The sequence below is a fragment of the Caballeronia sp. LZ065 genome (assembly GCF_031450975.1).
Classification (GTDB): domain Bacteria; phylum Pseudomonadota; class Gammaproteobacteria; order Burkholderiales; family Burkholderiaceae; genus Caballeronia.
In genome coordinates, this window is the sequence record NZ_JARUXV010000001.1 from 344,360 (window position 1) to 358,996 (window position 14,637).

At 57.2% G+C, this 14,637-nt stretch carries 12 protein-coding genes; 7 read left to right on the top strand and 5 right to left on the bottom strand.

The window, feature by feature from the left end; translation table 11 throughout:
• Positions 1–153: 153 nt before the first annotated feature.
• The 4 genes from QCE63_RS01615 to QCE63_RS01630 all read right to left on the bottom strand — a co-directional run bounded on the left by QCE63_RS01615 (position 154) and on the right by QCE63_RS01630 (position 3,756).
• A complete protein-coding gene (locus QCE63_RS01615; protein ID WP_309829893.1) occupies positions 154–1,110 on the bottom strand; it encodes a phage capsid protein in 957 nt (318 codons plus the stop codon).
• 43 nt (positions 1,111–1,153) lie between these two features.
• Positions 1,154–2,152 carry a lambda-exonuclease family protein gene (locus QCE63_RS01620; RefSeq protein WP_309829895.1) on the bottom strand — a complete coding sequence of 333 codons (999 nt, stop codon included), beginning with the start codon at positions 2,150–2,152 and terminating at the stop codon, positions 1,154–1,156.
• A 111-nt stretch (positions 2,153–2,263) separates the two neighbouring features.
• Positions 2,264–3,238 (bottom strand): DUF932 domain-containing protein, encoded by a 975-nt coding sequence (locus QCE63_RS01625; RefSeq protein ID WP_309829897.1) that lies wholly within the window; start codon positions 3,236–3,238, stop codon positions 2,264–2,266.
• Between the two features lie 149 nt (positions 3,239–3,387).
• Positions 3,388–3,756 carry a hypothetical protein gene (locus tag QCE63_RS01630; protein ID WP_309829899.1) on the bottom strand — a complete coding sequence of 123 codons (369 nt, stop codon included), beginning with the start codon at positions 3,754–3,756 and terminating at the stop codon, positions 3,388–3,390.
• Between the two features lie 828 nt (positions 3,757–4,584).
• On the opposite strand from QCE63_RS01630, the gene QCE63_RS01635 reads away from it, so the two are divergent.
• The 7 genes from QCE63_RS01635 to QCE63_RS01665 all read left to right on the top strand — a co-directional run bounded on the left by QCE63_RS01635 (position 4,585) and on the right by QCE63_RS01665 (position 11,728).
• Complete coding sequence (locus QCE63_RS01635) at positions 4,585–4,884, top strand: helix-turn-helix transcriptional regulator (protein WP_309829901.1); 300 nt, start codon at positions 4,585–4,587, stop codon at positions 4,882–4,884.
• A 40-nt stretch (positions 4,885–4,924) separates the two neighbouring features.
• Positions 4,925–6,103 carry a DNA phosphorothioation system sulfurtransferase DndC gene (gene dndC / locus QCE63_RS01640; protein ID WP_309829903.1) on the top strand — a complete coding sequence of 393 codons (1,179 nt, stop codon included), beginning with the start codon at positions 4,925–4,927 and terminating at the stop codon, positions 6,101–6,103.
• Complete coding sequence (locus tag QCE63_RS01645) at positions 6,096–6,296, top strand: DNA modification system-associated small protein (protein WP_309829905.1); 201 nt, start codon at positions 6,096–6,098, stop codon at positions 6,294–6,296. The genes dndC and QCE63_RS01645 overlap by 8 nt, the downstream gene beginning before the upstream one ends.
• Positions 6,297–6,311: 15 nt before the next feature.
• Positions 6,312–8,363 (top strand): DNA sulfur modification protein DndD, encoded by a 2,052-nt coding sequence (gene dndD / locus QCE63_RS01650; RefSeq protein WP_309829907.1) that lies wholly within the window; start codon positions 6,312–6,314, stop codon positions 8,361–8,363.
• Entirely contained in the window at positions 8,360–9,892 is a 1,533-nt protein-coding gene (locus QCE63_RS01655; protein ID WP_309829909.1) for a DndE family protein, read from the top strand. Before dndD ends, QCE63_RS01655 begins: the two co-directional genes overlap by 4 nt.
• A 64-nt stretch (positions 9,893–9,956) precedes the next feature.
• Complete coding sequence (locus QCE63_RS01660; RefSeq protein WP_309829911.1) at positions 9,957–10,499, top strand: hypothetical protein; 543 nt, start codon at positions 9,957–9,959, stop codon at positions 10,497–10,499.
• 11 nt (positions 10,500–10,510) lie between these two features.
• A complete protein-coding gene (locus QCE63_RS01665; RefSeq protein ID WP_309829913.1) occupies positions 10,511–11,728 on the top strand; it encodes a DNA phosphorothioation-associated DGQHR protein 1 in 1,218 nt (405 codons plus the stop codon).
• 24 nt (positions 11,729–11,752) lie between these two features.
• On the opposite strand, the gene QCE63_RS01670 is transcribed toward QCE63_RS01665, so the two are convergent.
• A complete protein-coding gene (locus tag QCE63_RS01670) occupies positions 11,753–14,335 on the bottom strand; it encodes a DNA phosphorothioation-associated putative methyltransferase (protein ID WP_309829915.1) in 2,583 nt (860 codons plus the stop codon).
• Positions 14,336–14,637 lie beyond the last annotated feature (302 nt).

Consider the following 14,637-nt stretch of genomic DNA (forward strand, 5'->3'; position numbering starts at 1 on the left):
TAGTGCGAGACTCGAAAGCACGCAGGCGGCGCCTTTTGTGCTGCGGCCAAGCCGGATACGCAGATTGCCGTCGCCATTGCGGCGACTACCAACGCCGGTGTCGCCCCGACGCATTGCGATGCGAGTGGCTGGCGGCCCCACTATACTTGCGTATCATGCCGTCGTTCCTCCCAGCAGTGCAGCGCGCCTGTCGAGCTTGTCACGCAGCGTCGGTTTTCCCTGTTTTCCGCTTGTACTCGTTGTATCGTCGACAATTCGCGTAGTAGCCACAACCCCAGAATTACCTGCGCCGGTTCCATCACTTGGTTCGGCGCGGGAATAAAACTCTTCCGTCACAGCAGCGCTTTCCTCGGCACTCTCTTCAAAGGCCCCGTTTGCGAGGCCTGTGCGGGCTGCGACATCAAGTGCAGCCTGATCGAACCCGACTGTTCGCCGGCGCATATCAAGCTCACGCGCCTGCCCGATGGCGTCCTCGAGATTGCTGCCAGCCCTCACGCCCAGATCGGCGTAGAAGATAGCCGAGCGGTAGCTCTGCGTGGTTGATTTCCCACGCAGCTTCAATTCGAGCGGCAAGCAGGCGAGCAATCCACCCGACACCGCACTGAAGTACCGAAGCCGCGCTGAGAGGGTGCGGATCGAGTTGTAGGAGGTGGTGCGGAAAATGAAGGAGCCCAACTCATCTTCATCGCCGACCGTAACATTGAGCCGTCCGTACGGCTTGCACCCACCGGCCTCTCCCAACTCGCACCCGTCAGGGGTCGGACAGCCCATTACCGCAATACCGCCGTCCGTGACGCGCCGGCAGGTTTCGCCGTCGCCGACACAGACCGGACGACCGGTCCTGCGATCAAACAGGCTGTATTCGGCACGTAGGTTAAGGTCCGGATCGTTAAACAGCATCCTGACCGGAATGGAGCGGAGTTTGCCCGTAGTCGCTTTACGAAGCAGTTCGTTGAGCGGGTGCGGGAGCCAACCGCTCGCGTGCCGCATCTGGCTGGTGAGAGTGAACTGATCGTCCTTCTCAGGCAGGCGTTTACCATTCTTTTCGACGACGCGGCCGATCGTGATCCGACCGACGATTGGAGGCGTGATGGCCAGACCTCTAAGCATGTGAATCTCCTAAATGCAGGGCGGGTTAAAACGAGGTAGTGGTTCAAACGGAAACCAGAAAGCGGCGTGAGCCGAGTTTCGTGGTGGCGTATTGCAATTCAAATTCCGGGTGATCGGCGAGCAGCCGCTTCAGGTCGATGCCAGTTGAGTCTTTGCTGCGTTTGAACGAGACCTCGCCGTTTTCGAACCGCGCACGGGAAGCGTTGCCCATCGCCTGCTGGATGGTCTGTTTAAGCCGGGCCTCCTGCTCCTTGGCCGCTTCAATCCCGGCGCGTACCGCAATGAGATCGGCGAACGCCGCAGAGAGCCTACGGTCATCCTTGAAATCAACCGTGTCCGTACGCCCCGGATACAAGCAACGCAGGGCGCGATCAGCGGAATCAGAGCCATCCGCAGGCGGTGCTGTGTCGGTGGTCACGTACTGCCAGAACGCCGCTTCGAGCGGGATGAGCCGGGCAATCAGTTCGTCGTCGCGTACGATGCGATGAACGTTGAGTTGCTGGCCGCATAGCAGCACAGCGACGTCGGCGGAGCCCTTGCCCGTGACCGCAAGCTGATGCTGGACCTGCAGCTGCACATACTCCGGCACACCGCCTCGCCAGAGTCGCGCCCCGAATTCGCCAGCCGTTTTGCATTCCAGGATTTGCAACCCCGGCACGCCCACAATCTCGCGGTCGAGATTAGCGAGCATGAAGGGAATAGTTGGATGCTGGAGGACGGCGTTGATCTTGCGAACGCGGTTACCGGTCTGCTGAGTGTAGGCTGCCGCGACAATGGGTTCGAGTAGTGAACCCCAGTAGACAGGCTGGGTGGTATCGTGTGGATCGAGTTGCGCGAGCCCAGTGTCACGCCCGGTTTTTTCGAGCCATAGTTGGAGAGCGCTCTTGTACGGATTCAAACCCACTGCGGCGGCGGCGTCGGACCCGCCGATACCGGTCCTGCGCACTTCTAGCCAGTTGTCCCGGCTCAGACTGCGGGTTTCGATCAAACGCAATGCGGATCCTTTCTTTGCGGGTTTTGCTTGTTGGTTAAGTCGCGACATGGCTTTCTTCCCGACGGGCAAATAAAAAGCGCCCGGTGAGCCTGAGCTCAACCGGGCGCCGTATGACGGAAGCAGACAATGGTTAAAGGTACGACCATGCAGAGGTAGCGATTAGACGACGAGTTTCAGCGCTTCGTCCCACGCCTTTTGTTTGAGCGTCGCCCCTTGACCGAACCAAGCAGCGTCGCGCCGGTGGTCTTCGCTCCGTGCCCGGCGTTGGTGATCGACGAACTCGGTCACGCTGTTGAGCAGTCCCCAAGCCGTCCCGGAGGCAGACGCCAGCGTGGATCCCTTGCCGCGTCCGGCGAAGAGATCGTGAACGACTCGTATCGCGCTGTCGTTAGCTGTCGTGGCCGGTTTGTCCGGCGTGTTGGACGCACTACTCGTCTGATAGGTCAACACGCGCCTGAAGTATGCTTCGGCCGATTCGGCAGAGATCTTTCGTTCGGTCAACGCTTTCATCCGCACCATGAATCCATCCCACGACGAGATCGCAATGCCAAGTTGGCGCTTTACAGCCTGTCCATCGAACTGGCTACGATGCGGCACCTTGATCGCACCGTTGCTGTCGCCGAGCGCGATGGCCAGTGTATTGTTGCAGACAACACGAACGGAAGTGAACTGTGCGGTCGTCGCGAGCGTGCCGTCGCATGCTGTGGCAAGAAGGAGATAGCCGTTGACTTTGTCACGGCCTTTGAGCGACACGGTTTGGCCAGTGCGTGCGAGCGCCCAGAGCTTTTTGCCATCCTTCAGAACACCTGCTGTTTCGAGTTCAAAACCACCGACCTCGGTGAGATCCCGATAAAATTCCAGAATCTCTTCAGGCTGGACGACCTGATAGCGACTTGATACAACGGACAACGGCGCTCTGGTATCCGAGCGATACAACACCTTCTGTTCCGGAAAGGCATGGATGGAACCGAGGCCTGCTTTGCCCGCAACAAAACGAACCTCGGATTCTTCGATCTTCCAGTTCATACCCGCTTGTCGCGCCCAGACTTCCAACGGCTCGTTGTGCGCTAGCTGATTGCCCAGGCCGTGCCACGGGGTCTCGTTGACGTAGGCCATAGTTTGTATTAGATGCATATTCGACTCCTTTGTAACGGAACGAACGTATAAGACCGGCGCGAGCCTGGGCTTATACGCGAGCACTGAGATTAAAATTAGGGAATTGGGACTGTGGGAAGACTGTGGAGCATCGGCAGGTAAATGGCCTTACGACGCGAGTTTCGGGGTCAGGCTTCGAATTTGCACCAGCTGAATGTGTGACCACACTCAAGGCACCGGTAGTTATCTAAGACGTTATCGTCGATGGCTTCGCCGATGGCGGTACCCGCTGCACAGCCTGCGGCCCCGCCGAGAAGTCCGCCGATAACCGCGCCTGCAACCAGTCCGAAGATTGAACCGACAGGGCCACCGATCATCCCGGCGGTTGCGCCAATTTCTGCGCCCGACATCGCGGCGGTTGCAGTGCTTGCCGCACCAGCCACCGCGCCAATTGCTCCTCCCGTTTTTCGAGCGTTGTTGCGGGCCTCAATGCGGGGTGACTGACAGCGGGGACATTCAAGCGCGGTGCGATTTAAAAATGAAGTATCTGAGAACATGTGGTTTCCAGAAAATTTGAACCGTATGGATAGTTAACGGTTGAGCGAGGACCATTCCTTGTCTCCCGTCAGTGATATACGTCTCAAATCTTCTAGGTTCGATTCTTTAGGTCACAAGGAGGGCAGCAGTTGTCCCTCTGCTGCCGCTCATAGCCTGATGCCATACGTGTGCAGACTAATTGCAGGAAAACAGCATGCCCGTCACCGCGAATTGATGGGCTGATGTGCGCGACGCAACGCGGTCGTCATCTCCTTGTCAGAACGCGCTTGGGTATAGTCGCGGCGTGTCGAGCGCGAACTCCGTACACTGCGATGCCTCGCAATTTGCCAGCATGAGCGAAGGCGGCGAACGCGAACTGGAGCCGATATTGAGTCCCGGTCCGGGCCGGTATCGGAAGGCCAGAAAATTGGCGTCGACGCCCGTGGTGGCCGGAACGCAATGAAGGTCCCGTGCATAGCCCGGAAGCCCGGCCCAAGGCGACGCACACCGACGCACTTCGAAGGTGTACCGGTACACTCGTCAGATCGAGGTGGTTTTCCCCGTCAGGTCCAGAGTAGCGTCGAAGGTGTGGAACTGCCGTCAGCGTCACGCGTCCGTATACATGGCGCAACTACGGAGGCGACACGTCGGTAAGATTGATCTTCAGTCGCACATAGGCGCAACAGGAGACCGCGGGAGGTCGTCGCGTTGCGGTTGCATATCATTTTCGATATGATGTTAGCATGACGCACGCCACGACGATCATTCCAGAAACAGAACGCCAACCGCCTGCCGGCAACAGGGTGCGTGTTCGACAGCCTTCCGTTGTCCCTGCGCCTCGGAGAGATATGGAAAAAGGTAAGGTGGCACGACGCGAAAAACAGGATCTTGAATTGCCTAAAGCGGTGCTCAGCGTGAAACCGCGTGCATCGCAGGACGCTTGGCGCGCATTGGCGGATGCCATTGCAGAAGCACGCGGCAGTGCGGGTTTGACGCAAGAGGAAGTCGCGCTGCGGATGCGGACAACCCAAAGCAACATCGCTCGCTTGGAAGCAGGTCGAACAATTCCTTCGACCCGAACGCTCAAAAAATTCGCCGATGCCGTAGGCGCGCGCCTCAAGATCACCTTCGAGCGAAGCGGTCGGTAGGCTGGCCGCGAGTCTGGAACGCCAAGGGGCAAATTTTCAAATGATAACCGAACAGACCGTTGTTGGGCCTGACGCTCGAGTTGAGGCGGCGCCTTGCGAGACGCTCGACGTCTGGGACGAAGTTGTCGCCTCTGTGCGAGCAGAATACATGTCCGATGTCCAAGATTACCCTTGGATTATCGGGTTTTCGGGCGGCAAGGACTCGACTGTCGTGGCGCAGGCGGTCTTCGAGGCGCTGCTTCAGGTCCCACCGTCGCGCCGAAAGCGGCACGTTCACGTTGTTTCAAACGACACGCAGGTTGAAAGTCCGCTCGTCATGGCACACCTCGCGAAAGTGCAAACGGCGCTTCGTGAAATGGCCGGAAGCCTTCGCTTGCCCGTTACCGTGGCTACGACGCGTCCGGCTGCTGACAAGACGTTTTGGGCGTTGCTCATTGGAAAGGGCTATCCAAGCCCCAACCAGACTATGCGCTGGTGTACTGATCGGCTCAAGATTCAACCGACTAGTCGTTACATCCTCGACCACGTTTCAGCGCATGGGGCGGCGATCGTCGCGCTCGGCGTGCGACTTGACGAGAGCGAGAGCCGACGCAACTCAATAAATAAGTTCCGAAATCTTGCCGATTCAAATCTAACGCCGCATTCCGAGTTGCCGGGTGCTTTCATCTACCGGCCGATCGTGCATCTAACGATCGACGATGTGTGGGAAGTGCTCGGCGGGCGCGAGCCTCCTTGGGGCGGAACGCACCGCGACTTGATCCAGCTCTATAGGGACGCCGAGGGCGGCGAGTGCCCCGTGGTCTTGAGTAAGGATGAGGCACCTGGATGCGGGACCGCCAACAGCCGCTTCGGCTGCTGGACATGCACGGTGGTTGAGAAAGATAAGAGCCTTCAAGGGTTCGTTGATTCCGGCAACCACCACTTCTCCGCGCTCATCCACTTCCGGCAATGGCTGAAGGACATTCGTAATGATCCACGCTATCGCTCGGTCGAACGACGCAACGGCGAAATTCGATTTAATCCTCGCGGCGAACAGATTCAGCATGTGCCGGGTCCTTTTACGATTCAGGCGCGGAAGATGATTCTAGACAAATTGCTGGCAACTCAGGCTGAATACGGCGAGACGTTGATATCAGCAGATGAAATCGAACGAATCCAGGCGACTTGGGCCGAAGAAATCAGCCGGCCGACCAAACAACGAGGGACGAATAATGAGTGATGTTTTTCTGGGCGATCTGCCGCTTTGGTCGGATGCTAGCGCACGAGCCGTCCTGGAACAATTATGCGTGAAGCATGGCGTGCCGATGGACGTGCTCGAAGATCTGGTCGGTATTCAGCGAGAACGCTCTGGTGAGGAGCGGGCACGCAACGTGTATCCCCGCATCGAAGAAACCCTTAGCCGCATGGACTAGAAGATCAACGACGCCATGTGGATTGCAAAGATCGAACTGTTCAACTTCAAGAGCTATCAGCATCAGATTTTTGAATTCCCGCAGCCGCGCGGCGGCAGGAATATCGTGCTGATAGGCGGTATGAATGGATACGGCAAGACCTCGATACTTGAGGCTCTTTATCTCGGGCTCTTCGGTAAAGAGGCGGTGGAGCATCTTGGCCGCGCCGGCCTGAAGGACGATGTGGGCTACCGAAAGTTTGTCGAGCGTGCTTTGCACGGCACGGCGATTCGCACCGGACGGGACTCGATGTGGGTGAAGATCCAGATCAACCAGTCTAAGGCTGAGGGTTTCGAAGTGACCCGTAAATGGTTCTTCAGCCGCTCGGGCGATTGGACCGGCGAGGACGAGGTAGTCATCTACGAGGTTCGCGACGGAATTAGGGGCCGGGCGGTTGCTTCGGATCGTCTTCCCGAGCTGCTGGACCAGCGATTTATTCCCGCGCACGTCGCGCCGTTTTTCTTCTTTGATGGTGAAGAGGTAAAGAAGCTCGCGGACCAAAGTCGTGGTGATCAAATTCGCACCGGGATCGAGGGATTGTTGGGCGTTGTATTGCTACGCAAGCTCAAGAAGCGTTTGGAGGAATTCCAAACAAATCGTTCGACCGGCATCTCGGTCATGGATGAACAGAAGCACCGCGAGCTATTCGAGACCTTGTCGCAACACGAACGCGAATACGAGGACGCCGAACGCAAACAGCAATCGCTGGACGAGGCGGTCAAAACTCTGCAGGCGCAACGCACAGACTTGACGAATCGGATGATGCAGCTCGGCGCTGGCGCAGGCGATGTGGCCAGCGTTTCGGACGTAGTTAAGCAGCAGGCTGATGCTGAAACTGAACTTAAAGTCACCGAGGATGCGCTGGATGATTTGGTCGCGAGCAAGCTTCCTTTCCATCTAGTCGCGCGCGAGCTCATGGAAGGGCTGTCGAAGCAGGTACAGGAAGAAATTGCGCGTGATAGCTGGGACGCTCGCAAGCGGAGCTTGGAGCCCGAGAAGGCCAAATTCATTGGGACGTTCTACGCGACCGCCGAGCCACCAATGACGCCGGAGCTAACTGCGGAGCAAGAGGCCGCTCTGCAGTCACGTTTGAACGCGGCATGGGAAAGCTTGTTCTACCCTATGCCGCCGGGCTGCGCCGAAGTAGTAGTGCACGATTACCTCGGGCCTAAGCGTGCTGCGCTGCTTCAGGCTATGAACGGCCTTCGCATGGGCGCGCAGGATGTGCTCGGTCTTGTAGCAAAACGCGAGTCTCTGCAAAAGAAGATTCGGGAACTGGTCAATCGCTACACCAAGATCGAAGGCGTAGACCGCGACGGCTCGCTTGCAAAGCTTAACGGTGAATTGACTGCGGTAAATGCAACCTTGGATCAGCGCCAAAGGGAGTTAGGCGACGTTGAGCGGCAGATGTCAGGCCTCAAGGGCACCATCGACCAGGAGCGCGCACTCTATGCCCGGGAGCATGAGAAGTTTGTCCAGGCGAACCCGGTCAAGTCCATGGTGGGTCGAGCCGAGCGCGTCTGCGACCTCATCAACGATTTGATCCCTCGGCTGTATGCGCTTAAGGTGGAGCAGCTCGCTGAGGCTATGACGGGCGTATACAAAAAGCTCGCGCACAAGAAACATGTGAATCGTATTCATATCGATGAGTCGGGCCGAACCACTATCCTGAGCAAGGAAGGTGAGGAGATCCCATTCGACAAATCCGCAGGAGAGAATCAGGTGTTCGCGACTGCGCTGCTCGCCGGCTTGGCTGATATTTCCGGTATCGATGCGCCGCTGGTTGTCGATACGCCGCTGGGCCGTCTCGATAGCTCGCACAGAGCAAACATTCTCAAATATTGGGTTTCCGACAAGAAGCGGCAAGTGATCCTCCTGTCGCAGGACAAGGAAATTGACCGCGAAACTTATGCGGCTATGGAGCCCAACATTGGTATTACGTACTTGCTTCAGCACGCTGAGATTGGCAGCGGCGTGGGCCGTACGTTGGCTATCGAGAACGAGTACTTTATGGATCTGACACAATGAGCGCCGTCACTTTGGAACAGGTGCTCCTCGCTGGCTTCCAGACATCAGCTGATGCAGACAAGCGCACTGAGCAGCTGCGCTCAAGTCTCGGCCTGCAGGCTAGGAACCGCGTTGCGCGTCTTGCCATCGGACGGTCCCTTTCCGAAGGCACCTATCCGACCGGTAACTTGGACGGGGCGGGAAAGTCAATCAAAGGGGATGTTCTGTTCGGCGTGGACGAGCTTCCGCTCTGGGTGGGTCTATTGTTCACGCATCTCCGCCGAACCGACCCTCGCTCGGAGATGACGCTGTCGACGTTACAGGACCTCGTCAGGCGGCACTGGAATCGCGGCATCGCGCTGCTGTTTGAAGATTGGGAGGAGGCGGGCGAGGACTATAACAAGTTCGTCGATGTGCTTGTCCGTAGGCGAGCAAACCTTCCTGAAAGTGGCGGAGTAAGTCCTACCGCGACGGCGGACGTGTCTGGCACGCAGTGGGAAGGTTCAAACGGAGACCCCGCCCCCGTCATCGTAGATCTTGGGCGGACAGTGGACGTGGACGGGCCGTTCCGATGGACGGTCAACGGTGTCGGGTACTCACCGCACGTTGCAGTCATGGGTCAGGCCGGGTCGGGAAAGACCCGCACGATGCTCGAGATGATTGCTCAAGTGCGTAAGCAGAGCGGTGCGCCGGTGATCCTGCTCGATCTTGGCAAAGGCGACCTTGCCAACCGGCATGACTTCATCAAGGCTGTCGGCGCTCGCGTCGTGCGAGTGCCCGACGAGCCGATACCACTCGACATGTTTTTTGGATCGGACGGGTCGGATCTGGCAGCATCGGATGCCATCATGGGCTTCCGCGACTCGTTTGCCAAGGTGATGCAGAGCAAAGCGGGCGCGGTGCAATTGGAGGCTATAAAGGACGCGCTCCGCCCGCTCTTCTCAATGCGCAAGCAAATCAGTCTTGAAGACGTCGGCCAAGCACTGCGGGACTTTTATCAGGATCGGAGCCTGAAGACTGACAGCGTGATTTCGACGATCAGCGACTTGACCGAGCGCACCATTTTTCGGCCCGAAATGCCACCTGCCCAATTTTTTGCCCAGAGCTGGATCATCACCTTCGCGGGTGCGCACGATACACAAAAAAACCTCGCGGCCTACATGCTTCTCGATACCCTGAACACTTTCCTTAAACGAACTAGCGAAGCGCCTCAGGACGCCGAGGGCCACCGTGCCATACGTGCGGTCCTTGCGGTCGATGAAGCTCGCCATCTACTCGCTTCTCGGCACAAAGCGCTGTCTGACAACATCAGGCTGCACCGTTCTAAGGGTCTCATGGTCGCGCTCGCATCACAGAGCCCCGATGACTACGACGGGGCCGGCGACGACCATCTCGAAAATATTGGGCTGCCGATTTGCTTCAAGACGAACGCAGCGAGCAACCAGGTACTTCAAAACATGTTCCGAGGCAAGGTCAGCTTCGCCGCACTGCCCACTGGCGTGTTTATGACAGTAAAGGATTCGAGGCCCATCAAGGTGAAGGCGTTTTAGGTGGCTCCGGGTCCGCTACTGTAGCGCAGACTAATAACCTCGATTGCCGAAATGGGGAGATGGAATGGCAGGGAGCTCGATCGAAGGAAAGGCGGCATCATGGAAAAGGCTTGCGCGCGAATTAGGGAAGCGAAGCCGGGAGCCCTTGGGGCACTTTAGCTTCGTTTCGTATTTTGTTGTTGCTGTCTTCATCTTTGGTGGTGCGGGCATTTGGACAGAACTTCGGTCGTACCTGTACTTTGTGCCGACTGCCCATGAGCCGCTCGCCTCGCTTGCTTCCCTCCGTACGGCTGTGATCACCTTTTTCCCTGCCCTTGCCGGCTCATCCTGCATGCAATTGATTTGGGCTGAAGATCACGAACGCTCACTGCGCGCTTTTGCAATAGTAGTGTTGGCGGCCCTAATAGTTGCAATTTTCTTCATCACCCCTGAAGCCGTATCAGACCGCGCCGCGCTCGTTGTCGGAGCGGCAGCGTCTGTACTTGCTCTATGGTCGTGGTGGATAGCGAACGCAAAGCAACAAGATTTACTTGATCCTGATGCCGCGACAGGGGGAAAGGCTGTTGATGGCGATCTGCCCGGCAGTCTTGACCAATTCAACACGTAGGGGGCAACGCCATGCTTGAATTTCCGCTGGAGGTGCGAGCGTTGCGGGTAGAACAGCCGATGGGCGTCTACTATGTCGCGATTCTCCAAGCTCGGGTGCTGCTCGAGGTAGCATTTAGCGATGTGCTAAGCGCCAACCTGCGCGAAGGCGACGACTACTACGACTTGGACGGCACGCAGAGGCTGATGAACCCAAAGCGATTGCAGTTGATCGCCGACTACATCAATCGCCCGGACGCGGCATTCCCCAATTCGATAATTCTCGCCGCTAATTTTCGTAAGGAAGACGGTCTGATTGAAGACGATGATCTGGAGATCGAGGAGCGGCGTCCGGAGGCAACAGGCCGACGTTGGTCAATTACCGAGCAAGATGACGGTTGTTGCGTTCTGCGTATTCCAACCAAGGAGAAGCTTGCGGCAATTATCGATGGGCAGCACAGACTGTTCGCTTTCGTAAGCGCCCGACCGCAGCGCCTCGACATGAACCTCATTTGCTCGATATTCCTTGACTTGCCAAAGCCGTATCAAGCGCAGCTTTTTGCAACGATCAACTCGACGCAAAAGCCGGTCGACAAGAGCCTCACTTATGAACTGTTTGGCTACAATATCGACGAAGAAGACGAAAAATTTTGGAGCCCAGACAAGCTCGCAGTCTTCTTGACGCGAAAGCTTGGCACGGACGAAAAGTCGCCCCTCAAGGGCCGAATTGTGATTGCGCCTAAAAAAGATGACGCGCTTGCCCGAATGGGGGCAGGGGCTCCATGGAAGGTCTCAACCGCCGTTGTCGTCGAAGGGATCATGCGGCTGATTACGTCGAACCCAAAGAAGGACAACGCGGGCCTGCTGGACGGAGAAAGGAAGAAGAGAAGCGCTCTTATAGCTCTTCGTAAAGATAAGTCTCCACTGCGTGCCGCGTACCTTGAGAGCCAGGACGCAGTCATTTACACGATGGTGCTCAACTTTCTCATTGCGTGTGAGGGGGTATTCTGGTCGAAGGCGGGAACGGGATCATTCATCACTAAGACTGTCGGGGTTCAAGCATTGTTCGATATATTGCGCGGCCTTGCGGCGGACGCTTACGAAGCGCGCGATATCAGCTCTAAGTATTTCGTGAACAGGCTTGGGCCCGCAGGCGCCATTGACTTTTCGGAAGACTCCTTCCGGAATGCGAGCGGCTCCGGTAGATCGCTCATCCGTCGAACCATCGAAGCGGCTATAACAAAGATTTGAGGCAGGGGCACGCATAGCGCTCGCTCACAAAGGGAACGGGCGAGGCATCACCCGCCCGCTTGATGACAAGATCATTCGGTACGACAGACGCGCAGGCTCCGGGGTATAGCTGACGTGAAGAGGTCTGTCCGGTCCGTAGTAGTAGAGCCGGTCGAACGGTAGATTGCTGATTATCCATTCGGCGACATCGTGCATATCTTCGTCTTCAATAAAAAAATCGCAGGCCGCGCCCCCGCGCTCACACACGAACCCTCCCTTGGGCCCGTGTTCGCAGGCGGCGTGTTGGTCAAGCTCCGGGGCAATCCCGCGCTTAATATTTCGCGTTAGCTCGGCTGACGAGAATCCGTAAGTGAGCCGTATAGCCCCGAAGTACTCGATCACCGGATCCAATATCTGGGTTGCAAGGTCATGAAGTGCATTGTAGCTTTCTGGATTCAGCGGCAGATTGGCAATGTCAAGACGCTGTCGCGTTTCTCCGCACTCAATCAGCGCGCGGTACGTGAGGAACGCGCCACAGGGAGCGTTTAGATCGGGGATCGATGAGCACCGGCTAAGCCTCATTCCGTCAATGGTCAATCGCTTGTCCTCAAGCATTGCTAGCAACGCTTCGGCTGTCGGTCCGAACTCGCAGTCGTCACTGAGTATGCCTGATCGATCCAGAGCCTCATCGAAGTTGAGTTGTTCGGCATACCCTTGATGATCTTCGTGTAGATAGCGGTGCTTGCGATAAAGCAACGGCTGAGGATAGTCCGGGCTGCCGTAGTCGAAAACTTGGCAATCAAGTTTGCGCAGCGAGATCTTGATGCGGCGGCGTAGGCGAGGAAGCGGCTCTTCGTCGAAGGCCTCGAGTTCCATTAGCGTCAGCTTGCCGGAGGCAATGTGAATCTTGACGAGCTGTACGTCGCTGACCGCGTCCCAGATGATCAGCCCGCAAGTGACATATACGCGAAGGAGCGCGGGAAGGCGTTCTACAAGTGATATATGTAGTTGCAGCGAATGTTCCCCGTCAAGCCATCCAAGACCTTGAGTCGCGGCAAGCCGGCAAGCCGCCATAATTTTTGAAGGGTCGGCCACATCGCGCAGTAGTTGTTGGCCCGCAGTTTGTGCCGACCGATAGCTTCCGAAAAATGCCTTTATGTCGAATTGTAGCCGTTGCTCAAGGTGTCGATAGGCGGGGCGTTTCGCAAACTGCTGTGCTGCCATTAGAAGACGAACATCATCCGCCCGAGCTTCCGCCGCCGCCCCGAGCATCGTCTGATCGTAGTGGCGGGTCAAGAGCCGTAGTGCCCTGGGCAATCCACCAAGTTCAGCGTCGATTGACGCGAGGTTCGTGACTTCACTGTCGCGAGGGGTGCGGCCGAGATCGAGAGTTCTCGCCCAAAGCTCGTCGAGCAGCGGACGCGCACAAGCAAGACGCTGCGCCGCGCGTGAGATGGGAGGAAGCCGCAAATCACGTGTCTTGGCTTCACGAGCGACCGTTGCGTCGGCCGGCTTGGGCGGGCGGGTGGCCAAGAGTCGCCGAGCGACGTCGCTGCGTCGGTAGCGGCCAGCGCTGAAGCGCTGCTCAGCTTCGATATTTGCGAAGACGAAGGCAATACCTGGTCCAACCATGAAAACGTCGCGTTGAAGGGCCTGCTCGATATAGTCCTTCAATTCGACTTGTGAATAGTATTTTTGGAAGGTATTTCGTGAGGTAAGGAAGCCGTCGCCAAAAGGTTTTCCGGGAAGGTCACCACCGTAAAGCATGACGCCGATGGACATCACATTCCGCGCTAATCTGAACGCCTTCACGATAGTTTCCACTCGCTCGCCGGGATCCTCAATTACGTTAATAACGAAACCGAGATTAACAGCGTCCGCGGGTGCGATAGACGCTTGAGGAAAGTAGTGGGGATCCCAGCCGTGGGCGGAGATGCCTTCAGAGTTGAGCGCGGAAACGTCCCCGCCTCGACCGCAGCCATAGTCGAAGAACGACATTCCAGTCTGGATTAAGCCATGGCGAACTAGCATCTGTACGGGCGCCGAAAGGCCTGCTCGCGAGAGTGCGGTTAGATGACGCTGGATCGCTCCGCCAGAGTTCTGCCCTGGAAGCTCGTTGCCGGCGCTGTAATCGTTTCCTATCGGAAGGAAGTCGTTGCCTACCAGGCGGTAGCCCTTGCTTTGTACTACCCTATCCCAGTTAAGGCGAAACCCGATGGTGGCAACATCGTCGAACAGGCCGAGATTCTCGGCGGTCTTTGTTAAGTTTGCCCATTGCTCCCGCATGGGATGCGACAAGGGGAGCAGTAGTTCCTTACGGTGCAGGATGGGAGGGTTCAGCGAATCCGCATAGGTTCGATGCGAGGCTGGGCCTGCTTCGCCAGGCGGAAACACCCATGTCGCCGCAAGGACGGGAAAGGGCGCGTCGAAGAAGTCAGGGTATGAAAGGAGCGACAACCGTCCCGTACGCACATTGATCTTCGCGACGTTCGGCAAGTCCGAATGCTGTGGTGACAAGCTTTCGATCGCACGGTCAATTGCCTGGCGAATGCTCGGATCACAGATTGTCTCGACCGCCGACAGATGAATATAGAACTCGTCGGCGATTTTTTTACCGGGCGCGGTCATGCGTGACTCACTTCGTCGAATGTTCGTCGAGCAATCTCTCCCTCCAGACCGACGCCATCACTTAGTCGGCGCGACTGTGCATTTCATAATTCTCACCGGCCTGTCCGTTCGCTTGCCTCTTCATCTTGGAGAGTTGCGGTTGCGGAAGTCCGATATGGTGGCGTTCGTTGGTAAGAGAGGCTTTATGCTAGGCTACCTCGTTTGTTCCTTGCCGGCTCAAAGGAGAATGCGCGCGCTCAAGGCGCAAGCGGCTAGGATGCAAGTGTCGTGAGACTGTCCATTCCACTCAAGCGTCTAATACG

Coding starts and splice junctions, on each gene's coding strand:
- QCE63_RS01615 (WP_309829893.1), bottom strand. CDS start 1,110: ATGCTTAGAGGTCTGGCCATCACGCCTCCAATCGTCGGTCGGATCACG.
- QCE63_RS01620 (WP_309829895.1), bottom strand. CDS start 2,152: ATGTCGCGACTTAACCAACAAGCAAAACCCGCAAAGAAAGGATCCGCA.
- QCE63_RS01625 (WP_309829897.1), bottom strand. CDS start 3,238: ATGCATCTAATACAAACTATGGCCTACGTCAACGAGACCCCGTGGCAC.
- QCE63_RS01630 (WP_309829899.1), bottom strand. CDS start 3,756: ATGTTCTCAGATACTTCATTTTTAAATCGCACCGCGCTTGAATGTCCC.
- QCE63_RS01635 (WP_309829901.1), top strand. CDS start 4,585: ATGGAAAAAGGTAAGGTGGCACGACGCGAAAAACAGGATCTTGAATTG.
- dndC (WP_309829903.1), top strand. CDS start 4,925: ATGATAACCGAACAGACCGTTGTTGGGCCTGACGCTCGAGTTGAGGCG.
- QCE63_RS01645 (WP_309829905.1), top strand. CDS start 6,096: ATGAGTGATGTTTTTCTGGGCGATCTGCCGCTTTGGTCGGATGCTAGC.
- dndD (WP_309829907.1), top strand. CDS start 6,312: ATGTGGATTGCAAAGATCGAACTGTTCAACTTCAAGAGCTATCAGCAT.
- QCE63_RS01655 (WP_309829909.1), top strand. CDS start 8,360: ATGAGCGCCGTCACTTTGGAACAGGTGCTCCTCGCTGGCTTCCAGACA.
- QCE63_RS01660 (WP_309829911.1), top strand. CDS start 9,957: ATGGCAGGGAGCTCGATCGAAGGAAAGGCGGCATCATGGAAAAGGCTT.
- QCE63_RS01665 (WP_309829913.1), top strand. CDS start 10,511: ATGCTTGAATTTCCGCTGGAGGTGCGAGCGTTGCGGGTAGAACAGCCG.
- QCE63_RS01670 (WP_309829915.1), bottom strand. CDS start 14,335: ATGACCGCGCCCGGTAAAAAAATCGCCGACGAGTTCTATATTCATCTG.